Raw genomic sequence first — 23,866 nt, 5'->3', positions numbered from 1 at the left:
TCATGGCATTGAAGTGATATCGGGAGAGACTGCAGCGGTTTGGCCGTGTGCAGCGCCGAAGGAGCAACCGCCCCGGAAACTCTCAGGCAAAAGGACCGTTATCACGGGTGAACTCTGAAGAGCCGTCGGGCCATCGTCGCCCGTCGCACCGAAGGAGCAAGCGAGCAGAACTCGTGAAACTCTCAGGTCCAGAACAGAGGGGGCGCCTGATCCGCATAGTGTGGACGGGCTCTGACCCCTTGACGTTCTGGAGCTGTAAGCATGAAAACGATCGCTGTCATCGGTGGCGGTATCACCGGCATCACTACGGCCTACGCGCTGGCCAAGCGCGGTTTCGCCGTCACGCTGTTGGAAAAGCATCGCTACGCGGCGATGGAAACCTCGTTCGCCAACGGCGGCCAATTGTCCGCCTCCAACGCCGAGGTCTGGAATCACTGGTCAACCATCCTCAAGGGCATCAAGTGGATGCTCAAGAGCGACGCGCCTCTGCTGGTCAACCCCAAACCGAGCTGGCACAAGCTGTCCTGGTTCGCTGAGTTCATCGGCTCTATTCCGCAATACCGCCAGAACACCATCGAAACGGCTCGCATGGCTATTGCCGCTCGCGAGCACCTGTTCGCCTGGGCCGAGGAAGAGGGCATCGATTTCGACCTGAAAAAGGCCGGCATCCTGCACATCTACCGTGACAAGGCCGGCTACGACCATGCCGGCCAGGTCTCCAGCTTATTGGCGCAAGGCGGGCTACCGCGGCGTAGCGTGACACCCGACGAGATGCGGGCTATCGAGCCAACGCTGGCAGGGAAATACTACGGTGGCTATTACACCGAGTGCGATTCCACTGGCGACATTCACATGTTCACCAACGGCCTCGCGGCGGCGGCCATACGCTTGGGTGTCGAATGCCGTTACGGTCAGGAAGTGAAAGGCGTGTTGACTAACGGCAACCAAGCAAAGGTGACGCTCGCTACGCCCGGCGGAGACGAAACCGAAACCTTCGATGGCGTGGTGATCTGTGCCGGAACCGCCAGCCGCGCGCTGGCTGCACAACTCGGCGATCGGGTGAACATCTACCCGGTCAAGGGCTATTCGATCACGGTGAACCTCAACGACGAGACCAGCCGCGCCTCGGCGCCTACCGTTAGCTTGCTGGACGACGAAACCAAGCTGGTCACCAGTCGCCTGGGTGACAACCGTCTGCGGGTAGCCGGCACCGCCGAGTTCAACGGCTATAACCGCGACATTCGCGCGGATCGGATCCGTCCGCTGGTGGAGTGGGTAGCCGAGTGCTTCCCAGGGGTCAGTACCCAGAGTGTGGTCCCCTGGGCCGGCCTTCGACCGATGATGCCGAACATGATGCCCAAGGTCGGCCGCGGCAGTTCACCCTGTGTGTTCTACAACACCGGTCATGGCCACCTGGGCTGGACGCTGTGCGCCATCACCGCCGACATGCTGGGAGACGTGGTCAGCGATTCGATGGGCAGCTCCTCATCGACGACCGCGGCTAGCGGCCAGCCCGCCCACGCCTGAAGCGTATGACGGCTGTTGCGCTGGCTGCAGCCGTCATCGGTGCGAGTAGCGTCTGCTTGTGGAGCGGCTGCGGAACAGGCTGCTCTCTATTCGACCCTGCAGTGAGCGGCTGTGCTCAGTCGTCACGGGTCAGCACTTCCAACAGCTCGATCTCGAACAGCAGGTTCGAGTTCGGCGCGATGTGTTCACCTACCTGCCGTTCGCCATAGGCGAGGTGGGCGGGGACGAAAAGCCTGCGTTTGCCGCCGACTTTCATGCCTATCAACCCCTGGTCCCAGCCCTTGATCACCCGGCCGGTGCCGATCACGCACTGGAACGGCTTGCCGCGATCATAGGACGAGTCGAAGACGCGGCCGTCTTCGAGTTGGCCGTGGTACTGCGTGGTGATCAGGGCGCCTTTGACCACGGCCTTGCCGTGGCCAAGCTGGATGTCTTCGATCCGAAGTTCGTTGCTCATCGTGTCTCTCGTGATGTCTTGTTGTGTGCGTTGCTAGACCAGCACCTGGCGTGTGCTGGCAATAAGTTGATGCACCTGCTTTTCCACGTCTGGCGCGGTGGGCGTTTCCGGGCCGCGGCCGCGCGGGCAGGGCAGGCTGGCGGTGGTGCCGAACAGTCGACAGATCAGCGGTCGCTGCGCATAGGCCTCGCAGCCGTTCGGCCCCAGGTGCACGCAATTCCAGTGGGCGAGGGCGGCGTCGTGCTCAGCAACGCTCTTGTGCGGCAAGCGGGCCATTTCTTCCGAAGAAGCGGTGACCGGGCCACAACAATCGTGACAGCCGGGTTCGCAGGCGAAGCCAGGAATCTGGCGGCGCAGGTGATCGATTTTGCGGTTGGTACAGGTCATGCGCGGCATTTTGATCAGGGGGCCGGCATGGTACTCGCCTGAGCGATAAATGCCTGCCCCCCCGGGGTGCTTTTATCGCGCCTCGATGATGTCGTCCCAGTCGTGATGCTTTTTCACGTACGCCGCAACGAACTCGCACACCGGCACGATGCGCTTGCCACTCTGACGGGTGTCATCAAGGGATTCGCGGATCAACTTGCTGCCCATGCCCTGACCCTCCAGGCTTGAGTCGACCTCGGTATGGCTGAATACCCGGCGATCGCCATCGTCTTCATAGCTGGCGACGCCTAGCGCCTCGCCGTCAACGGCCAGGACATAGCATTGCTGGGACTCATCGTGACGCACGACTGCGTTGTTGTCGTTCATTGAATTGAATCTCCGGTTGGTCTGGCCGCGGTCAGGCGGCAGGGCTGTTCAAGTGTTGAGCGCTAGAGCTCGTCGACCAGGCGCTTGCCCAGGTCGGTGCCGTGTGCCAAGGCTTCGTCATAGCTGCTGAAATGCTGTGTCTGGTCGACGCTTACCGGGACGATGATTTCCAGATCTTTCACCACTTCAGCGCCTACGGCCCACAACGTCTCGCCAAAGGTTTCGTACTCATACCCAGTGAGGTGCACGATTACGTCGTGATCGCGGTAGATCAGCCGATGGCTGTGCGGAATCTGATGGTTGCTGCCGCTGGGTATATGGGCAGGGGCTTCGAAGTAGGGCTCTTCGGCGTCCGGTTTGACTGCCTTGGTCATCGCTGGGCCTCCCTTGTGGGTTGTGTAGCTTGGGCCCGCAGTTGGCGGGCATCGTTCCGTCACGGTGAGTGCGCGCGACGGGCGCGACATCAGCCGCGAGGGCTGGGTATGCGACTGAAGTAGCGCCGTATCAACCAGCAAGTCGCATGGCGGTGTGTCGAGTGGGGGATAGCATGGCCGTATAACAATACGACTGGAGCATTCATGACTCGTCGCGCCAGCTTCTTCTCGCGCATGTTGTTGCTGTTGAGCCTGCTGGCCTGCCCAACGCTGTTTGCGCAGGAGTTGGACGTGCAGATCCAGCAACTATTTCCCAAAGCTACGCGCATCGAGGCGAAGCAAGACAACCCGCCGGTGCACAGTGTCTACCAGTTGGACGAATTGCTCGGCTATGCCTTCGAGTCCACCGACTATTCGAACCTGCAGGGGTTTTCCGGCAAACCGATCCGTCTGCTGATCGGCATGGACACTCAGGGTGTGCTGGCCGGGGTGAAAGTGCTGGAACATCACGAGCCGGTTTTCCTACACGGGCTGGGCGAACAACCTCTGTTCGACTTCGTTGACCAGTACCAACAGAAATCTATCGGCATCCCCATTGTGGTGGGCGGTTCACAGGGATCGGCCAGCGCCAGTGAGTCGATTGTCCGAATCGACGGGGTGAGCAAGGCAACCGTGTCGGTGGTGATCCTCAACGAAACCGTGTTGCTCTCCGCCCTGAGCGTGGCTCGCAAGCTGCTCGAAGGGTTCGCCAGTGGTCCCTTGGCCACGGCCAAGCCTGACCTCTATGAACCGCTCGACTGGTCACAGCTGCTGCAGCGTGACTATCTTCAGCACTGGACGATCAGCCGCCAGGAGGTCGAACGTGGCTTGGGCCATTCTATTGATGGATACCTGGGCATCGAGCCGGAGAGCGATACCCAGCCCTTCACCGACCTCTACTTCGCCTACCTGAACGCGCCAACCATCGGTCGCAACCTGTTGGGTGACGCAGGATTCGCCAGACTCAACGAAGAATTGAAAGCCGACGAGCAGACTGTGCTGGTGCTCTCTTCGGGCATGTACCGCCATGTGCCGGACGACTTCGTGCCGGCCACATCGCCCAGCCGACTGGTGTTGATGCAGAACGGTCGCGCCATCGACCTCTATGACATGAACTTCAACAACGGCGCGGTGATGGAGTTGCTCGACGCACCGCTTGAAGAGGGCGAGGCGCAGATCTTCCGCATCAAGGCACATAGCGCGTTCAACCCGGCCGAGCCTGCCGGATTGCGCCTGAACGTGAACCTGCAGCGCAACCATCTGGTGCAAAGCAGCACGGACTTCACCCGTGACTTTCAGCTCGACCAGGCGCTGTTCAACATCGAGGAGGCACAGGCCGCAGTCGAGCCGACGCCCATCTGGTTGCGCATGTGGCAGGAGCGGGTGTGGCAGATCGGCGTACTTGGCGTGTCGCTGATCCTGCTGAGCGGGGTGTTTATCTGGCAGCACCGCATCAGCCAGCACAGCCGTGGTTTCCATCTGTTCCGCGCGGGTTTCTTGTTGTTCACCCTGGTGTTTATTGGTCTTTATGCCCAAGGTCAGCTCTCGGTGGTGAACATCTTCACACTGCTGTTGGCGCTGGGGGAGAACTTCGATATCCGTGTGTTCCTGATGGACCCGGTGATCTTCATCCTATGGAGCTTTACCTTTGTCAGCCTGTTCATCTGGGGCCGTGGCGTATTCTGCGGATGGCTCTGTCCGTTTGGCGCGCTGCAGGAAATGCTCGGTTGGCTGGCCAAGCGCCTGCACATTCGCCAATGGAAAATCTCCGATCGTAGCCATCAGCGCTTGCAGTGGTTGAAGTACCTGATCCTCATTGGTCTGGTGCCGACCGCCTTCTATTCACTGACGTTGGCCGAGAGGCTTGCCGAAGTGGAACCGTTCAAGACCAGCATCACGCTGTTCTTCGTGCGCAGCTGGCCGTTCGTGCTTTATGCAGTGGTTCTGCTCGGGCTCGGGCTGTTCGTGCACAAGTTCTATTGCCGCTACGTCTGCCCGCTGGGTGCGGGGCTGGCGATGCTCGGCAAGTTCCACCTGTTCTCCTGGCTCAAGCGTATTGACGCGTGCGGCCAGCCATGCCAGCACTGCAAGCATCAGTGCGAGATCGGCGCCATCAAGCGCGATGGGCGTATCGACTATGACGAGTGCATCCAGTGCCTGGAGTGCATCGTCATCCTCAACAACGATGACCAGTGCGTGGCTACCATCAGCGCGCGCAAGCGAGCCGAGAAGGCGGCCAGACAGGCGCAGAGCGGGCTGATCGCCAGTGATGCCATGGCGCCGCGTGCACCGTCCTGCTGATCGTCGCTTCTGGCTGACCGCTCGGTTCTGCAAAATCGCACAACGCGTCTGCGCTGCTGCGTATTGTTCTCCTGCCTCAGGTCGCTAGGATCGAACGACTCGCCGTGTCGGCATCCCCGGCACGCCCCGAACTTCGCTGCAGAGAGAAACTCATGGCTGAACGTGAAATCGTGGTTGTCGGTGCAGTGCGCACGCCGATTGGCTCCTTTGGTGGCGCACTCAAGGACGTCGACCTGATCACTCTCGTCACCACCGCCTGTCGCGGTGCGCTTGAGCGTTCCGGCACGCCAGCGGACGCCGTCGGTCACGTGGTGATGGGCAACGTGATCCCCACCGAACCACGGGACGGCTACCTGGCGCGGGTCGCTGCAGTGGACGCCGGTATCCCATTGGAAACTCCTGCATTCAACGTCAACCGACTGTGCGGCTCGGGCTTGCAGGCGGTGATTTCGGCGGCCCAGTCAATCCTGCTGGGTGACACCGATGTGGCTATTGGTGGCGGCGCGGAAAGCATGAGCCGCGGCCCGTTCATCCTGCCGAACCTGCGCTGGGGCGCGCGCCTCGGTGACAGCCAGGCAATCGACTACATGAACACCCTGTTGCATGATCCTTGGGGCAAATTCCACATGGGCGTCACCGCGGAAAACGTGGCCGAGCGTTATGGCATCAGCCGCGAACAGCAGGATGCGCTGGCGCTGGAAAGTCAGCAGCGCGCCGTGCAGGCAATCGAAAGTGGCCGCTTTCGCGAGCAGATCGTTCCGGTTGAAATCACCACCCGAAAAGGCAGTGTGCTGTTCGACACCGACGAGCACCCGCGCGCGGACCTGACCGCCGAGCGCCTCGCGGCGTTGAAGCCGATCTTCAAGAAAGACGGTGGCAGCGTGACGGCGGGTAACGCCTCCGGCCTCAACGATGGTGCTGCTGCGCTGGTGCTGGCCGAAGTCGGGCGGGCGCGTGCGTTGGGGCTCAAGCCCATGGCTCGGCTGGTTGGCTACGCGCATGCCGGCGTCGACCCGGCGTACATGGGCATTGGACCGGTGCCGGCTGTGCGTAGGGTGCTGGAACGCGCTGGGATCAGTCTCGATCAGATTGACGTGATCGAAGCCAACGAAGCCTTCGCCGCCCAGGCTTGCGCAGTCATGCAGGAGCTGGGCATGGACCCGGCGCGAGTCAATCCCAACGGTTCGGGTATCTCCCTCGGTCATCCAGTGGGCGCGACCGGTGCGATCATCACGGTCAAGGCGATCCATGAACTGCAGCGCGTTCAGGGCCGCTACGCGCTGGTGACCATGTGTATCGGTGGCGGGCAGGGTATCGCGGCGGTCTTCGAGCGCTGCTGAATCCGGCGGCGCGGCAACAACTCGTCCGGCCGGCGCCGATTGCATTGAAGATTTGCGCGCAGCAGCCGACAAGGCTCTAGCGAGGTGACCACTCGGCACGAGACCGGCTTTCCACAGGACCATCCATGAACAACGCATCCGCTACCGACGCCTTATCGCTTCTGCTGTTCACGCTGCGCAGCGGCAAGCAGATGGCGATCAACCTGTTGAAGGTCAGCGAAATCATTCCGACGCCGTCACTGACGCGGCTGCCCGAGTCGCATCCCCATGTCCGCGGCGTCGCTACGCTGCGCGGCCAGCCGTTGTCGGTGATCGACCTCAGCCTGGCGATCGGCATGGCGCCGTTGCAGGACCCCAAAGGGGGCTGCCTGATCGTCACCGAGATCAGCCGTTCCAAACAGGGGTTGCATGTCCAGGCGGTGGTCAAGATCGTGCATATCCAGACGTCGAAAATCCTGCCGCCGCCCTATGGCGCTCGCGCCAGCTCGTTCATTACCGGAACGGCGGAAGTAGATGGCGAGCTGATCCAGATCCTCGATGTGGAAAAGGTCATTCACAACATCGCCCCCGTGCCCGGTGAGGCCGACATTTCTCATCTTGATGACCAGGATGCGCAACTGCTCACCGAAACCCGCGCGTTGATCGTTGATGACAGCCAGGTAGCCATCCACATGTCGGTGTCCGCGCTGACCAAGATGGGCATCACCTGCCATGCGGTGAGAAGTGCGCGTGAAGCATTCGAGACACTCGATAGCCTCAAGGGTGGCTACGAGGCGATCAATTGCGTGGTGTCGGACATCGAGATGCCCGAAATGGATGGCTACTCCTTTACCCAGGCACTGCGCAAGCACCCGGACTACGCGTCCATTTATGTGCTGCTGCATACCTCGCTGGACAGCACCATCAGCACCGACAAGGCCAAGGCTGCTGGTGCCAATGACATCCTGACCAAGTTTTCACCACCCGAAATGACCAAGTGCATGCTACGTGCGGCCCGGGTGATTCACCTCGGCGAGGATGCGTCGGTCGCTTGAAAAGCCTGTTGTCGTATTTTTCGCGAAAGCGTTTCCTGCGTAGCGGCGGCGCTGAAAGCGCCGCCTTGATCTTCACGCGCCGTACTTGCCGAAGCTCGCATCACGTGTGTTGACGTAGAGCGCATACAGCGAGTGGCTGCCCGCCATGAACAGGCGGTTGCCCTTGGCGCCGCCGAAGCACAGATTGGCACAGCGTTCCGGTAATCGGATCTTGCCGATCGCCTTGCCTGCCGGGTTGAAGATCATCACGCCATCAAGGTCGGCGGTCACCGCTTCCGGGGCGCCTGAGCTGCCCCAGCCACACCACAGATTACCGTCCTCGTCGCATTTGATGCCGTCTAGTGCGCCAAAAGCCGAGGCTTCAATGTGCTTGCGGCGTTCGCCAAGGGTGCCGTCGTCCTTGACCGGGTAAGCCCAGATCAACCGGTTTGGCTTGGCCCGACCTTCCACGACATAGAGCGTCTTCTGATCAGGGGAGAAGCACAGCCCGTTAGGCCCGGAAATCGAATCGATCACGCGAGTCACGGCGCCGGTTTCACCGTCGATACGGTAAACGGCATCCGACAGCTCAGTCTGGACCTTGTGGCCCTCGTAATAGTTGCCGGTCTGGAAAGGCGGGTCGGTAAACCAGATCGAGCCGTCGCCGCGAACTGCCAGGTCATTGGGCGAGTTGAAGCGCTTACCCTCGAACTCGCTGGCCAGCACAGTGATGCTGCCGTCGGGCTCGGTGCGGGTCACACGACGGCCCAGATCATTGGTGGTCGAACCTTCGCACGTCAGCAGCCGGCCCTGAAGGTCGCGCGCGAGGCCGTTGGAATGGTTGGAAGGCTGGCGGAACACATCGAAGGAGCCGGTGATTTCGTCCCAACGCATGATGCGGTTTTCCGGAATATCGCTGACCAGGAGGTAGCGGCCGTCGCCCACCCAGACAGGGCCCTCTGCCCAGCGCATGCCGGTAGCGAGGCGTTCGACGCTGGCGTTGAACAACCGGTACTTGGCGAAACTCTCGTCGAGTATTTCAACCAACTCGTCTGGGTAACGCTTGGTCAGCGGTTCAGCTGAAGCAAGCCTGGGAAAGCCGAGGCTGCCCATCGACGCAACGCCGGCTGAGAACATCAGCGAGCTTTTCAAAAAAGAGCGCCTGTCGTTTTCTGGTTTGTCGCTGGTCAGTGGCGCGTTGATGGTGATCGTCATGAGGGCTTCATCCGTTGTTATTGTTGGTTTAGTTGTCGTACAACCGCGATGAGTATTGTCAGCGTCTTCGCGCTTGTCAAAGCGAAATGCCGCTGAAATGGGGTCTTCGTTAATTGCTCAGCCATAATGTTGTCCGATAACTATGATTCTTCATCCAAGGGCGCTCCCGCGGCCTTAGCCACGTAGAATGGCCGTCACGGCATAAGTGGGAGCGGCGAACGGTGGATCTGCAGCAAGGATTTGTGCTCACTCGGCACTGGCGCGATACCGCGGCGGGTACAGAGGTCGAGTTCTGGTTGGCAACTGATGCCGGCCCACGTCGCCTGCGGGTGCCGTACCAGCCTTCGATTGCCTTCATTCCGGAGGCTCAGCAGCGCAAGGTTGAAATGCTGCTCAAGGGCGAACGAGACGCTGAGCTGCGGCCCTTGAATCTGACTGATTTCCGCCACCGTCCGGTGGTCGGGCTGTATTGCAAGCAGCACCGTCAGCTGATGAACCTCGACAAGCGCCTGCGCGACGCGGGACTGGATGTTTACGAAGGGGACATCCGCCCGCCAGAGCGTTACCTGATGGAGCGCTTTATCACCGCCCCGGTCAGCTATACCGGCCAGCCGAACGAAGAGGGCGTGTGGATCGAGGCGCAGATCAAGCCTGCGCCGAGCTATCGGCCGCAACTCAGGCTGGTCTCGCTGGACATCGAGACCACCATGCGCGGCGAGCTGTATTCCATAGGGCTGGAAGGCTGCGGGGAGCGCCAGGTCTATATGCTCGGTCCGGCCAACGGCAATGCCGATACCGTGGATTTTCACCTGGAATACTGCGACAGCCGCAAACAGTTGATCGAAAGACTGAACGACTGGATGGCGCGGCACGACCCAGACGCCATCATTGGCTGGAATCTGGTGCAGTTCGACCTGCGGGTGCTGCGTGATCAGGCCCAGCGCTATCAGGTGCCGCTGCGCTTGGGGCGTGGTGGGGAAGAAATGGCCTGGCGTGAACACGGCAGCCGAGGCAACCATTTTTTTGCTGCAGCGGCGGGCCGACTGATCATCGATGGCATCGAAGCCCTGCGCTCGGCCACTTGGAGTTTTCCTTCGTTCAGCCTGGAGAATGTCGCGCAGACGCTGCTTGGTGAAGGCAAAGCCATCGACACGCCCTATCAGCGGATGGATGAAATCAACCGCATGTTCGCCGAAGACAAGCCGGCGCTGGCGCGCTACAACCTCAAGGATTGCGAGCTGGTCACGCGGATCTTCCACAAGACCGAGTTGCTGACCTTTCTGCTCGAACGCGCCACTGTCACCGGGCTGCCAGCCGACCGTAGCGGAGGCTCGGTGGCGGCGTTCGAACACCTCTATATCCCATTGATGCATCGCCAGGGCTTCGTCGCGCCCAACCTCGGCGAGCGACCACCGGAGGCCAGCCCTGGCGGTTTCGTGATGAATTCACAGCCGGGCCTGTACGAGTCTGTGCTGGTGCTGGACTACAAGAGCCTGTACCCCTCGATCATCCGCACCTTTCTGATCGATCCGGTGGGGCTGGTCGAAGGCATGCGCCAACCGGAAGACAGCGACTCGGTGCCCGGCTTTCGTGGTGCGCGTTTCTCGCGTAAGCGGCATTGCCTGCCGGCGATTGTCGAGCGCGTCTGGGAAGGGCGCGAATCGGCCAAGCGCGAGGGCAACAAACCGCTGTCGCAGGCGCTGAAGATCATCATGAATGCTTTCTACGGCGTGCTCGGCTCAAGCGGCTGCCGGTTTTTCGATCCGCGGCTGGCCTCATCGATCACCTTGCGCGGCCACGAGATCATGCGGCGCACCCGCGAGTTGATCGAGGCAGAGGGGTACAGCGTGATTTACGGCGATACCGACTCCACCTTCGTCTGGCTCAAGCGCGCCCATGATGACGAAGACGCCGCGCGTATTGGCAAGCAACTGGTGCAGCGCATCAACGATTGGTGGCGCGAACACCTTCAGCAAACGTTCGGTCTACACAGTGCGCTGGAACTGCAATACGAAACACACTTCAAGCGCTTCCTGATGCCGACCATCCGTGGCGCGGAGGAGGGCAGCAAGAAGCGCTATGCCGGGCTGGTGACGCGTCCCGATGGCAGCGACGGCCTGGTGTTCAAAGGGCTGGAAACGGTGCGGACCGACTGGTCGCCGCTGGCTCAGCAGTTCCAACAGGAGTTGTATCGGCGCATCTTCAGTCGCGAGCCCTATCAGGACTACGTGCGCAGCTACGTCCAACGCACCCTGGCCGGGGAGCTGGACGACCTGCTGATCTTTCGCAAGCGCTTGCGTCGGCGTCTGGATGACTACGAGCGCAACGTCCCGCCACACGTGCGGGCTGCGCGTATTGCCGACGTATACAACCTGCAAAACGGTCGCCAGCGGCAGTACCAGAACGGCGGCTGGATCAGCTACCTGATCACTGTGGCCGGGCCGGAACCGCTCGAAGTGCGGCGGGCGCCTATCGACTACGACCACTACGTGAGCCGCCAACTGCAGCCTGTGGCCGACGCCATCCTGCCGTTCGTGAATGACAGCTTCAACGCACTGATCGACGAGCAGCTCGGCTTGTTCTAACGCGGCTATCAGCCGAGCTGGCTTTTGGCGAGGACCATTGCGACGCCGGCGAAATACAGGCCGATCAGCGTGACGCTTTCGAAGCCGATCTTGCCCAGTCCGTGCTTCTCGCGGCGTAGCAGGCCCATGAGCAGCACGCCGGTCATCAGTATCGACAGCGCCACCCAGAGCAGCACGCTGTTGGAAACATGGTGGTAGATCGAGCCGTCTCGGTACGCAATATCCGAGGCCGCGACAAACAATGTATCGAACGCGTTGCCTCCGATGATGCCGCCAACGGCCAGAGTCAATGCACCGCGCCTGACGGCCGCGACCGAGGTGACCAGCTCCGGCAGCGACGTCACCACGGCGGTCATGAGAACGCCAACGACCGCTTCGCTGAGCCAGGTTTGGGTTGCGATCTCACTGGCCGCTCCCTCCAGCAACCAGCCGCTGATGCCCAGTATTGCAGCCATGATCACGAAGCGGACCCAGAGTGAAGTCAGCGAGCGATCCGTCGATTCTTCATCCGGCGTGTCCTCGCGAGTCTCGCGGGTACGCGCCGGAAACCACATGGCTTCATTTTGGCCTTTAGCAATTACGCGCAGGCCATAGAGATAGCCGAGCAGCAGCAGCGGGGTGACAGGATGAATGGACCAGACGGTGACATCCGGGGAAAAGCAGCCGACGAGGATCAGCGACAGCAGGCACAACACCAGCGTGCCCTGCATGAGATTGCCGATTGAAGCGGCCGCATGCTCCAGGTTGACCCGCCGCAAGGCAAGGTCGGCGACCGTCAGGAACAGCGTCTGTACGGCGATGCCGCCCAGCGCGTTACTCATGGCCAGCTCCGGGCGGCCTTCCCAGGCGGCGGTGACCGACAGGACGATCCCGGACAGCGACGTCGCCATTCCCAGCAGGATGGCACCGGCCATCGCTTCGCCCATGCCGGTGCGGTCGGCGAGTTCATCGACGACCCGCGTGAGGCGGGTGCCCACGATGCCAATCACCACTGCGCAGACCAACAGCAGGCCCACGCTCATCGACAACCCCATTGCCTGAAGTTCTGGCAAAAACACCCCCTCTCGTCTGGCCGCTTCGTTGCGGTGATGACTCTGTAGAGCCACTCGCTTGGCCAGGGTTCAGCTCGCAAGAGCTGTAGAGGCCGTCAGCGCGGTGCAAGGGGCCACGTTCAGGCGTCGCCAAGCCGTTACGCACCGGCCGGAAAGTGGCGATTTTGAGCCTGATCAAGTTCAGCCAGCGGTGGGCTGGTTAGCCTGAGGACTTCTTCAAGCTAGCCCTGGGGCCTGCGATGGCCAAGAAATTCCCGCTTAACCCGCCACATCCCGAGCGCATCTGTTGGGGTTGCGATCGCTATTGTCCAGCCGACTCACTGGCTTGCGGCAATGGTGCCGGCAGAACGCAGCACCCGGCTGAAATGATGGGGGACGACTGGTACGAGTTTGGCGACTGGGGAGACCTGATCGCGACCGACAAGGCTGAGCGAGGCAGCAAGTAGCGCTGCGGGCGTTGCTGCCCGGTCAGTCAGCAGTCGAAGTTGCCGACTGATCGAGCATGTGCCGCACTTTGCCAAGCAGCTCGCCAATCTGAAACGGCTTAACCACCATGTCCATACCTGCCGCAAGAAAGCGATCGCGGCGAACGGCGTTTTCGGCATAGCCCGTCATGAACAGCACCGGCAACGCAGGGCGGTGGGTTCGCGCTGCGTCAGCCAGGTCCCGCCCGGACAGTTGTGGAAGCCCCACGTCGGTCAACAGCAGATCGACGCTGGAGTCGTCCTGGAGCACCGACAACGCAGTGGCGACATCGCCGGCTTCGCTGCAGCGGTAGCCAGCCTCACTGAGCATCTCGGCCACCAGCATGCGCACTGCCGGCATGTCCTCGACGATCAGTACGTGCTCGCCGTTGCCTTGCGGCATGTCGTTGACCAAAGCGGCTACCGATTGCGTGGCAATGGCAGCCGGTAGCACCAGAGAAACGTGCGTGCCTTCGCCAACAACGCTGCTTAGTCGGGCTTCGCCACCGGACTGCCGGGCAAAACCGTAGATCGAGGACAATCCTAAACCGGTGCCTTGGCCCAGCGGTTTCGTAGTGAAGAAGGGATCGAAGACCTTACCCAGCACATCCGGCGCAATGCCGGTGCCATCATCTTCCACCGTAAGTACGACGTAGCTTCCGTCAGCCAGGTCCGCATCGCCCTCACACTGCAACGCTGCGGTGCGAATCGTGATGCTGCCGCCACGGGGCAGGGCGTCGCGTGCATTGATGACCAGGTTGAGGATGGCGCTTTCGAGCTGGTTGGCATCGACCTGTGCCACCGCACCTTGCTCGGACAGCTCCAGGTTCAGCGAAATGTGCTCGCCAATGGTTCGCTGCAAGAGTTCCTCGAGCGAGCGAACCTGATCATTGAGGTCGGCCGGGCGTGCATCAAGCGGTTGCTGGCGGGCGAAAGCCAACAGCCGGTTGGTCATCGAGGCGGCGCTGCGAGCCGAATTCAGCGCTGTATCGGCAAAACGCAGGACGGCATCGGTGCGGCCTTCATGCACGCGCTTCTTGAGCAGTTCGATGCCGGTGATGATGCCGGTCAGTAGGTTGTTGAAGTCATGTGCGATGCCGCCGGTCAGCTTGCCCAGAGCGTCCATTTTCTGCGCCTGCATCAGCTGCCCTTCGGTGCGCACGCGCTCGGCGACCTCGCGGGCAAGCTCGTTGGTGGCATTGTCGAGTTGCTGCCGCTGAGAGCGCTCGCGTTGACGCTGTTCGGTGATGTCTTCGATGACGACCAGCCCGAGTTCGGACGCCCGGTATGGCGAAACCTGCCACTTGGTTTCACGACGTTCCCCGGCAACCTGCATGAACAGCGTGTCTTGCCAGCGCGCACCACTGGCCAGGCTCGCCCGCAATGTCAGCAGCTTGGCGTCCTGTCCTTCGGCCAGGCTTGCCGTAAGCGCCGATGGTTGCGGCTGGTCACCCAGCAGCAGGGACAGCGCACGGTTGCTCTCGTGGATCTGCAGGTTCGGGTCGATCACCGCGATAGGTGCCGCTACCTGGGAAAAGATTTCACGAAAGCGAGCCTCGCTTTCGCGCAGCGCATGCTCGGTATCGCGCACACGCAACAGCGTACGCAGCGTCGCCAGAAGCACGTCCGGATCGACAGGGTGGATGAGGTAGGCGTCGGCCCCCGCGTCCAGGCCGGTAATGATGTCGCCGGTCTGAATTGAGGCTGCCGAAACGTGAATAACCGGCAGCAGCCGCGTGCGGTCATCGATTCGCAGCTGCCGCACGATGTCGAAGCCGCTCATGTCCGGTAAGTTCACGTCGAGAATCAGCGCGTCGATTTGCCCGGTGGCGATCAGGCCCAATCCTTCGGTACCCGTTCCGGCTTCGAGCACGGCATAACCGTGGCGCTCCAGCACCCGGCGTATTGCATAGCGAGTGGCAGCGTTGTCATCGACGATCAGCAGCCGGCTCTTATCCATCAGCGCTCTCCGTGGAAATCGCGACGGGAATGATTACGTAGAAAGTCGATCCCACCCCCGGTTTGCTGTCGACGCCCACTCGGCCTCCCAGCAGTTCGGCGAAACGCTTGCACAGCGACAGCCCCAGGCCGGTGCCACGCAGACGCTTCTGCAGCGGCGTATCGATCTGCACGAAATCCTCGAACAGGTTGCCGTGCATGTCTTCTGGGATGCCGATGCCCGTGTCTGTTACGGCGAAGCGAACTTCGCCGTCACCTTCGGCGCAGGCGGAAATGCGCACCTCGCCGTTCTGGGTGAACTTGAGGGCGTTGGAGATGAAGTTACGCAGAATCTGCGCGAGCTTTTTGTCGTCCGTGTACAGCCGCGGCATGTCGTGGGGCTCTTCGAAAATCAGATCCACCGCGTTGGCATCGACGATCGGGCGAAACATTCCGCGCAAGGCAGCGAACAGATCCAGCATGTCGAACCAGGCGGGCGATATGGTGATGCGCCCGGCCTCGATCTTCGCCAGATCGAGCAAGTCATCGACCATGTCGCTGAGTTCGCCTGCAGCACCACTGATGAACGATACCTGCTTGTGCTGTTCCGCGCTGAGCGGGCCGTCCAGCTCATCGCTGAGCAGGCGGGTAATGCTGCGAATGGAGCCCAAAGGCGTACGGAACTCGTGGCTCATGTACGACAGGAAGCGGCTTTTCAGGTCCGATGCCTGTCGTAGCTGCTCGGCCTGGGTGTCGAGCTCGGCATACAGTGCTAGGACACCTTGGTTGGTTTCCTCGAGCTCGGCGCGTAGCAGATCGTTCTCGCTGCGCAGCTGTTCGATGAGGTCGTTCGTGTTCGAGTCAGTCAACGATTGCCTCCAGTGCAATCACCATAACGGTCACGTCATCACGACCGCGACAGAAATCGCGGTGCAACAGCGCTGCAATTATGGCCGGGTGACGATGCACCAGGCCGGGGTAGTCGCGCAGGTCCCAGCGCGACTGCAGTCCATCGCTGTACATGACCAGCAGCTGTCGGGACTCGACGGGATAATCGAAGGCGACGGCCTTGCGGAACTGGGAGCCCACGATGCCAGGATGGGATGCCATGCCGCGACTCTTTTCAGCAGTCAGCAGGCAGGCCCCGATGTTGCCAATTCCGGCGAAACGCACCTTGCTAGCGTCATGTAAGGCGATCGCCGCTGCGCCACCCCGCGAACCGGTCATCGCCTGGTGCATGTCGAGCATGCTGATCGTCGGGTCGGCGAACGGGTTCTCGGCAAAGGCGGCAGCACCTGCCAGGCCGGCCGCCTCAGCATCTTCGCCATGTCCGATACCGTCGATGACCAACGCGCTGAGTCGCGAGCCATCGACAGCCAGATGCCAGACGTCCCCGCATGCAGGATCGTTCTTCAGTGAATGCTGACTGACCCCGAACCGAAGGGGCAGCGCCGAGACGTGCCGCGGGTACAGCTGCGCCAGGACCACCGAACCTCTGCTGTCGGAATAAATGTCGAACAGCTGTGCCTGACGCATCAACGCACCGAGCCCCGTGCCCTGCGTGCCGCCAGTGGAGAAACCATCGGTCAGGCATTCATTGGGGTTGAATCCGGGGCCACGGTCAATGGCGATCAGTTCGACGCCATATCCGCTCTGCGCCGGTATCGCACGCAGATGCAGAGCACCATGGTGTGCATGCTTGAGCAGATTGGTTGCCAGCTCTGTCGCAACGAGCGCAACGCGTCCGGCATCGGTCTCATCGAACGCAAATTCGGTGGCTAGCGATTGCGCCGCGCGCCGCGCGTGGCCGACCTGACTTTCGTCTTCGATCGGCAGAACGGTGGTCATCGAGCCTTGAATGTTCATGACCATTTGGTAATGCTGATGCGTGTGCCGATGCCGGGTGTACTTTCGAGCTCGAAGTCGTCGACCAAACGCTTGGCGCCGGTCAGCCCCAGGCCGAGGCCGCCGCCAGAGGTCCAGCCATCGGTCAGGGCCAATTTGATATCGGCAATCCCGGGGCCCTCGTCGCGGAAGGTCAGCCGAATGCCGGTACGCGGGCCTTCGTCGAGGATCTCCCAGTCCATGTCGCCGCCGCCACCGTACACGACGGTGTTACGGGCCAACTCACTGACGGCAGTAACCAGCTTGGTCTGGTCGATCAAGCGCATACCGCTGTCCTGCGCCAGCTTACGGACCGCCTGGCGGGCCAAGACCACGTCCTGTTCGATCCGTACCGGTGTACTGCCGCTGCCGCGCACGGTCATTTAGCGGCCATCCGTTTATGCAGTAGCTGCATGCCTCTCTCAACATTGAGCGCCGTGCTGACGCCTTGCAGCGTCAGACCCAGCTCGACCAGCGTGATCGCTACGGCAGGCTGCATGCCGACCACCACGGTTTCGGCGTCCATGATGCTGGACAGACCCGAGATCGAGCTGATCATGCGGCCGATGAACGAATCGACCATGTCCAGCGCGGAGATGTCGATCAGCACCGCTTTGGCCGACGTCGAGCTGATGCGCTCGGCCAGATCGTCCTGCAGCGTCATCGCCAGTTGGTCATGCATATCGACTTGAATGGTAACGAGCAGGAACTCGCCCATCCGGAGTATTGGGATGCGCTCCATTACACCGCCTTGCTGACAGTCAGCCCGGAACGACGCAGCGCAAGCGCCAGCGCATCGGCCAGGGAAGCCTTGGTGACGATGCCCTGCAGATCCAGGCCGAGGTGCACGATGGTTTGCGCAATCTGCGGGCGCACGCCGCTGATGATTGCATCGGCGCCCATCAGGCGGATTGCCGTGACGGTTTTCAGCAGGTGCTGCGCGACCAGTGTGTCAACGGTCGGCACGCCGGTGATGTCGATGATGGCGATTTCCGAACCGGTATCGACGATGCGCTGCAGCAGCGACTCCATCACCACCTGGGTACGTTGCGAGTCTAGGGTGCCGATCATCGGTAGCGCGAGGACGCCATCCCACAGCTTGACCACCGGCGTGGACAGCTCCAGCAGCTCTTCCTGCTGGCGCTTGATGACCGCCTCGCGGGATTTCTGGAACGTGCGAACCGTGTGCAGGCCGAATTGGTCGATCAGCTCGGACAGCGCCCAGAGTTGCTCGGCGAGGATCGCCGGCTCATCGGCATATTCGCTCTGCATCAGCGGCATCAGCGGGCGTTTGAACGAAAAGATGAAGCCGGCGGTTTGCTGAGAGTCGAAGCCCAGCAACACGCGGCTGTGTGACAGCTGTTCGAGGAACTGCCGCATGTCTTCCCAATTTGATCCGCGCAGATCGGTGGACTCGGCCTGGCCAGCGCCCTCGATCAGTAAACGGATGAACTCGGCCGTCTGCTGGCGAAACTCTTCGATCTTGACGTTGCGGTACAGGCCGCTGGCTTCAAGTTCGCGGGTCCAGCTGTCGAGCAGCTCGTGCTCTTTCTTGGCGATTACAGTGAAGGTGCGTTGTTGCAATGAGGCCATTGGCGCGGGTCCTTTAGGGGAGGTGCAGCGATTGTCGGGTTTGATCCGAATTGCTGACAGGCGTTCCGGTTGAGCAAAACTTCTTACGCTCGATACGCAGGCAGACGGATGGGGCTCTGGAGCAGGCTATACCGATCTTGGAGAACCAGGGTAGACGTGTCTTGCTGGCTGACGCCAGGTTGGCTCGAGATAGAGCATGCGGATATCTCGATGTGCTGGTTCCAGTGTAGTGGCAAAGTGTCGCATTTCGCCTCAAGTTGGTAGCTCGGTCAAGTTTGCCGGACAGACGTCGTGGTCCAGGTCCAGCCGTTTGCTTAAGCAAATCCGTACCTGGAGGGCGGACAGGAGCCCCATCGGTTTCAGCTGTTGCCTAGTTCGAGGCGGGCGGTGAGCGGCGAGTGGCAGCGGCAAATATGAGCCAGGTTTGAAACGCCGGTCGGGCCGGTGAGCGGCTTTGGTCATCGTTGCGTTGGCAGTATCGGCAGCTTGGTTTGCCGTCGTCAGACGTGTTTATGCCGCAGGCGGCGAGAGCCGGCCTGGCTTCGCGCGGGGTGAATGGTTACGGAGAAAAGCCTCTCGACACTGGCGCTCGGTATCCAATGACGACGTCGGCTCGGCGAAACGTGAGCCTGTTCCAGCTCAATCGTCTGCAGGACGGGGGTGGAAAATCGATCGCACGTGCGTCAAGGAGATGGGCGCCGGACACGAAGATTCGGTAATCGTCTCGGCTATCCCCATGCTGGCCAGAGCTCTTGGGAGGTATGGAAGAAGGCGTGGAAACGGCCGAGCAACACGCCTTTCTCAATGTCCAAGTTTGCCAAGCGCTGCGAGGTTTACTGTTGGATGGGCCACTGATGCCGGGGCAGGTTCTGCAACGAGCGGCTCAGGCGCTGGCTGGCCCTTCGGTTTTCGTCCAATCTGAGCCTGAGCAGGTTGCCGCGCCGAGCTAAGCAGGGCGCGGTTCAGCCACTTAGAACCAGCGGTCGTTGCGCTTGCGGCCACGGGTCATGGCTGGGAGGATCAAGCCGACCAGCAGCCCGGCGCCGGCGATGCTGCCGCCGTAAACCATGTAACGCATCAGTACCTGATTGTTTTCGTCGCCCAACCGCGCCTGGGCGTCACGCAACTCCGATTCGGTGGCAGTGAGGGCTTCGTCCAGGGCCACACGGCGTGCTTCCAGCTCATCTATCAGCGCCTTGCGCGAGTCCAGAGTCTCCTGCATTCCCTTGACGCGGGTTTTCCACGAATCGTCGATGGTTTTCAGCTCTTCGCTGAGCTCGGCCACTTGTTGCTCAAGCTGCGGCAGACGCTCTGCCTGACCGGGAACCTCCTGCAGATCACTGCTGCGAATCCATACCCGGTCGCCATTTTCGCCGCGGACCTGGCTGTAGTCGCCGCTGGTTTCCAGCAGCTCGACTTTCTGGCCGGACGTGAGGCTGCCGACTATGCGGTAGCCGTCGGTTGGGCCGCTGCGCACGTAGGTGGTGAGCGCGTCGCTGACCCAGCGATCAGTGGTCGCCTCCTGGGCATGGGCTGGCGCGATGACGGCTAGCAGCGTACCGAGCAGACCCGCGTTGAAAGCGCGGCGCTGAGCAGCGGACCAGGACATTCGGGACAAGAGTGCAATGAGATGACGAGATAGGGACATGGGGTAGTGTTCGCGCTGGCAAAAATGGAGGCCCCGGTGAACGGGCCTAAACATAAGCGGAATTCCGGGCTGACGAAGTACGCCAGTTGCGTGTTTCGATGAGTCGAACAGCAGGCGTTCCGGAAGTGCCGATCGTAAGTGGGAGGATGTTTTCTCCCAGAATGGAGCCATTGGCCCCTGTAGTTCTGCAGACAGGACTGACAGCGGGAAGCCCCTGGGGTTCATTAAATTTTCACGATTTTGTGCGGGCGGCGTGTCCAGCACCGCTGCAGGGCGGGCCTGAACCAGTGCGAAAGACCAGCTTGCCGCTAGAGCATTTCGACTGTCTGAGCGCGGATCAACAGATGCTCCTGGCGAAAGCGGGTCTCCAGTGACTTGCGATATTCCTTCCACCAGGCACGGTCCAGTTCGGAGGTCATCACTTCATAAATGATCAGGTCGTCTCGCACGGGATGATTGTCGTCTTCCTGCCAGAGCCCGTGGACAGGGGCTCGGCTATGGGCGGTCAGGCCACCAAATTTGGTCATGAGTTCGTCCCGTACTTCAGCCAACAAGGACTTTGGCAATGGCTGTTGGGCGTTGTCGTACAGCGGTAAAAAGAGAAGGACGAGGTGCATGGTCAGGGTCCCCAGCGATCGGCGTGCTTTGTGATACGACCAACCGGCGCGCGCTCGATGCGACAGCCGCGGACCAACGGCAGCTCAACGGCGAATTTGCAGGCGCTGCCGGACTCCAACGGATACACGCACTGGCTGGAGGTAATCCTAAAATGGAATCGTCAACCCCCTCGGTATCCGCCTTGCAGAAAGCGCAGGACATCACGTCGCGCTGGGCCGACGGCGAGCTGGGTGCCGATGAGGCGCAGCATGCGCTCAAATCGGTCTTTGACCACTGGCAGCCCGGCGATGCCACGACCGAAACCGAGCAGATCGCGGAGTCATCGCTGACTGCGGCACGCATTGCTTTTCAGGATTGGCAGCAGCGCGGCGAGAACTGTGAGGAGCTGGTCACGCAGCTGCGCTGGATTCTCGACCCTTCGAAAGACGGCATCAGCGATCCGGCACTCAATGTCTATGCGCCGCAACGTACGGATTGATGCCTTCGCTTAGCGAGCCAGCAAAACAATCACGGCGATCATCAGCAGCAACGACACACCTTTCCAGAACAGCACCGGGTTGCGCTCCAGAAGCGGCGGGCGCGCCTTGTTCAGAAAAGCCTGATTTGGCTGGCGCAGCTCGAAAACGAACTCCGACAGCTCCTCGTAGCGCTTGTACGGGTCCGGATGCAGCGCCTTGCGCAGCACGTCGTCGATCCAGGCCGGTACGCCGCGGTCGTGCTCGCGGATCGGTTGATAGCTGAGTTTGTTCTGTGCGGCGCGGGTGCGGCAGCTGGCGACCTGAGTGCCGTAGGGCAGGGCGCCGGTCAGCATCTGATAGGTGATCACCGCCAGCGAAAACATGTCGGATCGGGTGCTACCGCTCTCGCCGAGAAAGTACTCCGGTGCAGTGTACTGGGCTGTGCCCAGCAGCTCGTTGCGCTCGATGGGCGACGCCACTTCCATGATGCCGGCCACCCGCGTGGAACCGAAGTCGATGATTTTCACCGTGCCGGTGGCGTCGATCATGATGTTGGCCGGGCGCAGATCCTGATGCAGCATTTCCAGCCGGTGAAAGGCGCGAGCACCCTTGGCAATCTGCTCGACGATGCCGCGGACCGTTTCCAGGTCGGGGCTCGGATTGTCGATCATCCATTGCGCCAGCGTCTGGCCTTCGATGTATTCGCTCACGCTGTAGAGGTAGCTGCGTTTGCGCGTCTGCAGGCACGGCTTGGCGACGTGTGCGCTATCGATGCGTCGTGCCACCCAGTCCTCCGTGAGGAAACGTTCCAGGTACTGCACATCCCGCTGCAGATCCATCGAGGGTGTTTTGATGATGACCGTTGCGTGGCTGTCATCATCGGTGGCGAGGTAGACATGGCTGCGGCTGCTGGCGTGGACTTCTCGCACGATGGTGTAGCCGTCGAATTTGGCTCGCGCCTCAAGGATGGGCGGAAAGGGCAGTTCGGTCAGCTGTTGCAAGAGTTCGTCGGCAGCCTGCAGCGGCAGCGCCTCGATACGCAGGATTTGCACAGTGAGGTTGTCGTCGCTGCCCTGTTCCAGCGCCTGGGCGACGATGGCCCGTGCGGCTGCGTCCAGATCATCCGCGTTGTGGGCGATGGCGCCGATCATCGATGGCGCGCTGACGTACTCGTACACGCCATCGGTAGCGAAGATAAAGGTGTCGCCCACATCGACCGGTTCGGCGCGATAGTCCAGATCCAGTTGCGGGTGAATGCCCAGCGCTCGGCTCAGATAGCTCTTGTCTTCCGAGACCCACATGCGGTGGTCATTGGTCAGCTGCTCCAGTGCAGCGCCCTGAACTCGGTAGATGCGGGAGTCGCCTGCATGGAAGAAGTGCGCCGTGGTCGATTTGATGACCATGGCGCTGAAGGTGCATACGTAGCCGCGATCCGGATCGAATCGATGTGGGCTCTGTTGGCCCTGGGCGTGCAACCAGGAATTGGTCGCCATCAGCACCCGTTGCGCCGAGGTCTTCACGGACCAGGCATCCGATGTGCAGTAGTAGTCAGCGAAAAAGCCGCTGACCGCTGACTCGCTGGCAATATGGCTGACGGCGCTGCTGCTGATGCCATCGGCCAGGGCGATGGCGATGCCCTTGCTGCTCAGTTGAGGTTCTTTGGGAATGTAGACACCGTGGAAGTCCTGGTTGGTTTCCTTGATGCCCTTGTCGGTGTGTTGGCCCACCGAAACCTTGAGTTGACTGCTCATGGGATGCAGTGAACCCCGGCTGTCCGGGGTCCACAACCGATCAGCGAACCAGGGCGCGCTTCGGTGCAGTCCGCACGTGAGTGGTGTAAAGCGTCAGACCGGTGAAGGCCAGCCCGCCAACCAAGTTGCCCAGAGCGGTCGGGATTTCATTCCACACCATGTAGTCCATGATCGAGAAGTTGCCGCCCATGATCATCGCCGAGGGGAACAGGAACATGTTCACCACCGAGTGCTCGAAGCCCATGAAGAAGAACAGCATGATCGGCATCCACATGGCGATGACCTTGCCGCTGACCGAAGTGGAAATCATCGCGCCGACCACACCCATCGAGACCATCCAGTTGCACAGCATGCCGCGCAGAAAGATGGTGAACCAGCCAGCGGCACCAAACTCGGCGTAACCCAGCGTGCGCGCTTCACCCACGTGAGAGATCTTTTCGCCGACCGGGCCCGGATCGGTGGAGAACCCCATGGTGAAGACAAAGGCCATCATGAAGGCGACCGTCAGCGCTCCGCCGAAGTTACCCAGGAACACCAGCCCCCAGTTGCGCAGCACGCCGTTGACGGTCACGCCCGGACGCTTGTCCAGCAACGCCAGCGGGGCGAGGACGAAGACGCCGGTGAGCAGGTCGAAGCCCATCAGGTAAAGCATGACGAAACCGACCGGGAACAGCATGGCGCCCACCAGCGGCGAGCCGGTCTGCACGGTAATGGTCACGGCGAATACCGCAGCCAGAGCCAGGATGGCGCCGGCCATGAAGGCGCGGATCAGCGTGTCGCGAGTGGACATGAAGACCTTGGACTCACCGGCGTCGACCATTTTGGTGACGAATTCCGAAGGGACGATGTAGGACAT

The 23,866-nt window shown here is 61.2% G+C and carries 23 protein-coding genes and 1 riboswitch; of the genes, 7 read left to right on the top strand and 16 right to left on the bottom strand.

Annotation, left to right across the window (positions count from 1 at the left end; translation table 11 throughout):
• Positions 1-10: 10 nt before the first annotated feature.
• Positions 11-108: riboswitch (glycine riboswitch) on the top strand.
• A 153-nt stretch (positions 109-261) separates the two neighbouring features.
• On the top strand, positions 262-1,527 hold the full coding sequence (locus ALTERO38_RS07925) for a D-amino acid dehydrogenase (RefSeq protein ID WP_159967919.1): 1,266 nt from the start codon (positions 262-264) through the stop codon (positions 1,525-1,527).
• 115 nt (positions 1,528-1,642) lie between these two features.
• Here ALTERO38_RS07925 and ALTERO38_RS07920 read toward each other — a convergent pair whose 3' ends face one another.
• The 4 genes from ALTERO38_RS07920 to ALTERO38_RS07905 all read right to left on the bottom strand — a co-directional run bounded on the left by ALTERO38_RS07920 (position 1,643) and on the right by ALTERO38_RS07905 (position 3,111).
• Complete coding sequence (locus ALTERO38_RS07920) at positions 1,643-1,984, bottom strand: FKBP-type peptidyl-prolyl cis-trans isomerase (protein WP_159967917.1); 342 nt, start codon at positions 1,982-1,984, stop codon at positions 1,643-1,645.
• Between the two features lie 33 nt (positions 1,985-2,017).
• Entirely contained in the window at positions 2,018-2,371 is a 354-nt protein-coding gene (locus tag ALTERO38_RS07915; protein WP_102836423.1) for a YkgJ family cysteine cluster protein, read from the bottom strand.
• A gap of 72 nt (positions 2,372-2,443) precedes the next feature.
• Positions 2,444-2,737: a GNAT family N-acetyltransferase gene (locus ALTERO38_RS07910; RefSeq protein ID WP_102836378.1), complete on the bottom strand. Its 294-nt coding sequence runs from the start codon at positions 2,735-2,737 to the stop codon at positions 2,444-2,446.
• Between the two features lie 62 nt (positions 2,738-2,799).
• Complete coding sequence (locus ALTERO38_RS07905; protein WP_159967915.1) at positions 2,800-3,111, bottom strand: hypothetical protein; 312 nt, start codon at positions 3,109-3,111, stop codon at positions 2,800-2,802.
• Positions 3,112-3,315: 204 nt separating this feature from the next.
• Between ALTERO38_RS07905 and ALTERO38_RS07900 the strand changes: the two genes are divergently transcribed.
• From ALTERO38_RS07900 to ALTERO38_RS07890, 3 genes are all read left to right on the top strand, one after another.
• Complete coding sequence (locus tag ALTERO38_RS07900; protein ID WP_159967914.1) at positions 3,316-5,451, top strand: NosR/NirI family protein; 2,136 nt, start codon at positions 3,316-3,318, stop codon at positions 5,449-5,451.
• 152 nt (positions 5,452-5,603) lie between these two features.
• On the top strand, positions 5,604-6,791 hold the full coding sequence (locus ALTERO38_RS07895) for an acetyl-CoA C-acyltransferase family protein (protein ID WP_159967912.1): 1,188 nt from the start codon (positions 5,604-5,606) through the stop codon (positions 6,789-6,791).
• Between the two features lie 125 nt (positions 6,792-6,916).
• A complete protein-coding gene (locus tag ALTERO38_RS07890; RefSeq protein ID WP_102836382.1) occupies positions 6,917-7,825 on the top strand; it encodes a chemotaxis protein CheV in 909 nt (302 codons plus the stop codon).
• A gap of 72 nt (positions 7,826-7,897) precedes the next feature.
• Here the strand turns inward: ALTERO38_RS07890 and ALTERO38_RS07885 are convergent, their stop codons facing one another.
• Positions 7,898-9,019 (bottom strand): SMP-30/gluconolactonase/LRE family protein, encoded by a 1,122-nt coding sequence (locus ALTERO38_RS07885; RefSeq protein WP_159967910.1) that lies wholly within the window; start codon positions 9,017-9,019, stop codon positions 7,898-7,900.
• A 221-nt stretch (positions 9,020-9,240) separates the two neighbouring features.
• Here ALTERO38_RS07885 and ALTERO38_RS07880 point away from each other — a divergent pair, with 221 nt between their 5' ends.
• The gene (locus tag ALTERO38_RS07880; protein WP_159967909.1) at positions 9,241-11,604 is read left to right on the top strand and encodes a DNA polymerase II; all 2,364 of its coding nucleotides are present in this window, start codon (positions 9,241-9,243) and stop codon (positions 11,602-11,604) included.
• Between the two features lie 8 nt (positions 11,605-11,612).
• On the opposite strand, the gene ALTERO38_RS07875 is transcribed toward ALTERO38_RS07880, so the two are convergent.
• The gene (locus ALTERO38_RS07875) at positions 11,613-12,662 is read right to left on the bottom strand and encodes a sodium:calcium antiporter (protein ID WP_218581723.1); all 1,050 of its coding nucleotides are present in this window, start codon (positions 12,660-12,662) and stop codon (positions 11,613-11,615) included.
• 233 nt (positions 12,663-12,895) lie between these two features.
• Between ALTERO38_RS07875 and ALTERO38_RS07870 the strand changes: the two genes are divergently transcribed.
• Positions 12,896-13,102 carry a DUF3079 domain-containing protein gene (locus ALTERO38_RS07870; protein ID WP_102836386.1) on the top strand — a complete coding sequence of 69 codons (207 nt, stop codon included), beginning with the start codon at positions 12,896-12,898 and terminating at the stop codon, positions 13,100-13,102.
• A 22-nt stretch (positions 13,103-13,124) separates the two neighbouring features.
• Here the strand turns inward: ALTERO38_RS07870 and ALTERO38_RS07865 are convergent, their stop codons facing one another.
• From ALTERO38_RS07865 to ALTERO38_RS07830, 8 genes are all read right to left on the bottom strand, one after another.
• Positions 13,125-15,080 (bottom strand): response regulator, encoded by a 1,956-nt coding sequence (locus ALTERO38_RS07865; RefSeq protein ID WP_159967908.1) that lies wholly within the window; start codon positions 15,078-15,080, stop codon positions 13,125-13,127.
• Positions 15,073-15,927, bottom strand: coding sequence for a sensor histidine kinase KdpD (locus ALTERO38_RS07860; RefSeq protein ID WP_159967907.1), 855 nt, complete (start codon positions 15,925-15,927; stop codon positions 15,073-15,075). Before ALTERO38_RS07860 ends, ALTERO38_RS07865 begins: the two co-directional genes overlap by 8 nt.
• Positions 15,920-16,924: an ATP-binding protein gene (locus ALTERO38_RS07855; RefSeq protein WP_159969660.1), complete on the bottom strand. Its 1,005-nt coding sequence runs from the start codon at positions 16,922-16,924 to the stop codon at positions 15,920-15,922. Before ALTERO38_RS07855 ends, ALTERO38_RS07860 begins: the two co-directional genes overlap by 8 nt.
• Positions 16,921-17,325, bottom strand: a complete 405-nt coding sequence (locus ALTERO38_RS07850; RefSeq protein WP_159967905.1) for an anti-sigma regulatory factor — start codon at positions 17,323-17,325, stop codon at positions 16,921-16,923. The genes ALTERO38_RS07855 and ALTERO38_RS07850 overlap by 4 nt, the downstream gene beginning before the upstream one ends.
• Positions 17,322-17,684: an STAS domain-containing protein gene (locus ALTERO38_RS07845; RefSeq protein ID WP_102836389.1), complete on the bottom strand. Its 363-nt coding sequence runs from the start codon at positions 17,682-17,684 to the stop codon at positions 17,322-17,324. Before ALTERO38_RS07845 ends, ALTERO38_RS07850 begins: the two co-directional genes overlap by 4 nt.
• Positions 17,684-18,535, bottom strand: coding sequence for an STAS domain-containing protein (locus tag ALTERO38_RS07840; protein WP_102836390.1), 852 nt, complete (start codon positions 18,533-18,535; stop codon positions 17,684-17,686). The genes ALTERO38_RS07845 and ALTERO38_RS07840 overlap by 1 nt, the downstream gene beginning before the upstream one ends.
• 970 nt (positions 18,536-19,505) lie before the next feature.
• Positions 19,506-20,183: a TIGR04211 family SH3 domain-containing protein gene (locus ALTERO38_RS07835; protein ID WP_148926044.1), complete on the bottom strand. Its 678-nt coding sequence runs from the start codon at positions 20,181-20,183 to the stop codon at positions 19,506-19,508.
• A 308-nt stretch (positions 20,184-20,491) separates the two neighbouring features.
• On the bottom strand, positions 20,492-20,800 hold the full coding sequence (locus ALTERO38_RS07830; RefSeq protein ID WP_159967904.1) for a hypothetical protein: 309 nt from the start codon (positions 20,798-20,800) through the stop codon (positions 20,492-20,494).
• Positions 20,801-20,952: 152 nt separating this feature from the next.
• Between ALTERO38_RS07830 and ALTERO38_RS07825 the strand changes: the two genes are divergently transcribed.
• Complete coding sequence (locus ALTERO38_RS07825; RefSeq protein ID WP_159967902.1) at positions 20,953-21,279, top strand: hypothetical protein; 327 nt, start codon at positions 20,953-20,955, stop codon at positions 21,277-21,279.
• A 9-nt stretch (positions 21,280-21,288) separates the two neighbouring features.
• On the opposite strand, the gene ALTERO38_RS07820 is transcribed toward ALTERO38_RS07825, so the two are convergent.
• The gene (locus tag ALTERO38_RS07820; RefSeq protein ID WP_159967901.1) at positions 21,289-23,010 is read right to left on the bottom strand and encodes a bifunctional protein-serine/threonine kinase/phosphatase; all 1,722 of its coding nucleotides are present in this window, start codon (positions 23,008-23,010) and stop codon (positions 21,289-21,291) included.
• Between the two features lie 40 nt (positions 23,011-23,050).
• Positions 23,051-23,866: a formate/nitrite transporter family protein gene (locus ALTERO38_RS07815; RefSeq protein WP_064482442.1), complete on the bottom strand. Its 816-nt coding sequence runs from the start codon at positions 23,864-23,866 to the stop codon at positions 23,051-23,053.

Source organism: Pseudomonas sp. 9Ag, from assembly GCF_902506445.1.
GTDB classification, from domain to species: Bacteria; Pseudomonadota; Gammaproteobacteria; order Pseudomonadales; family Pseudomonadaceae; genus Stutzerimonas; species Stutzerimonas stutzeri_AB.
Note: the sequence above shows the minus strand (reverse complement) of the source record. Positions and strands in the feature narration are given on the sequence as shown.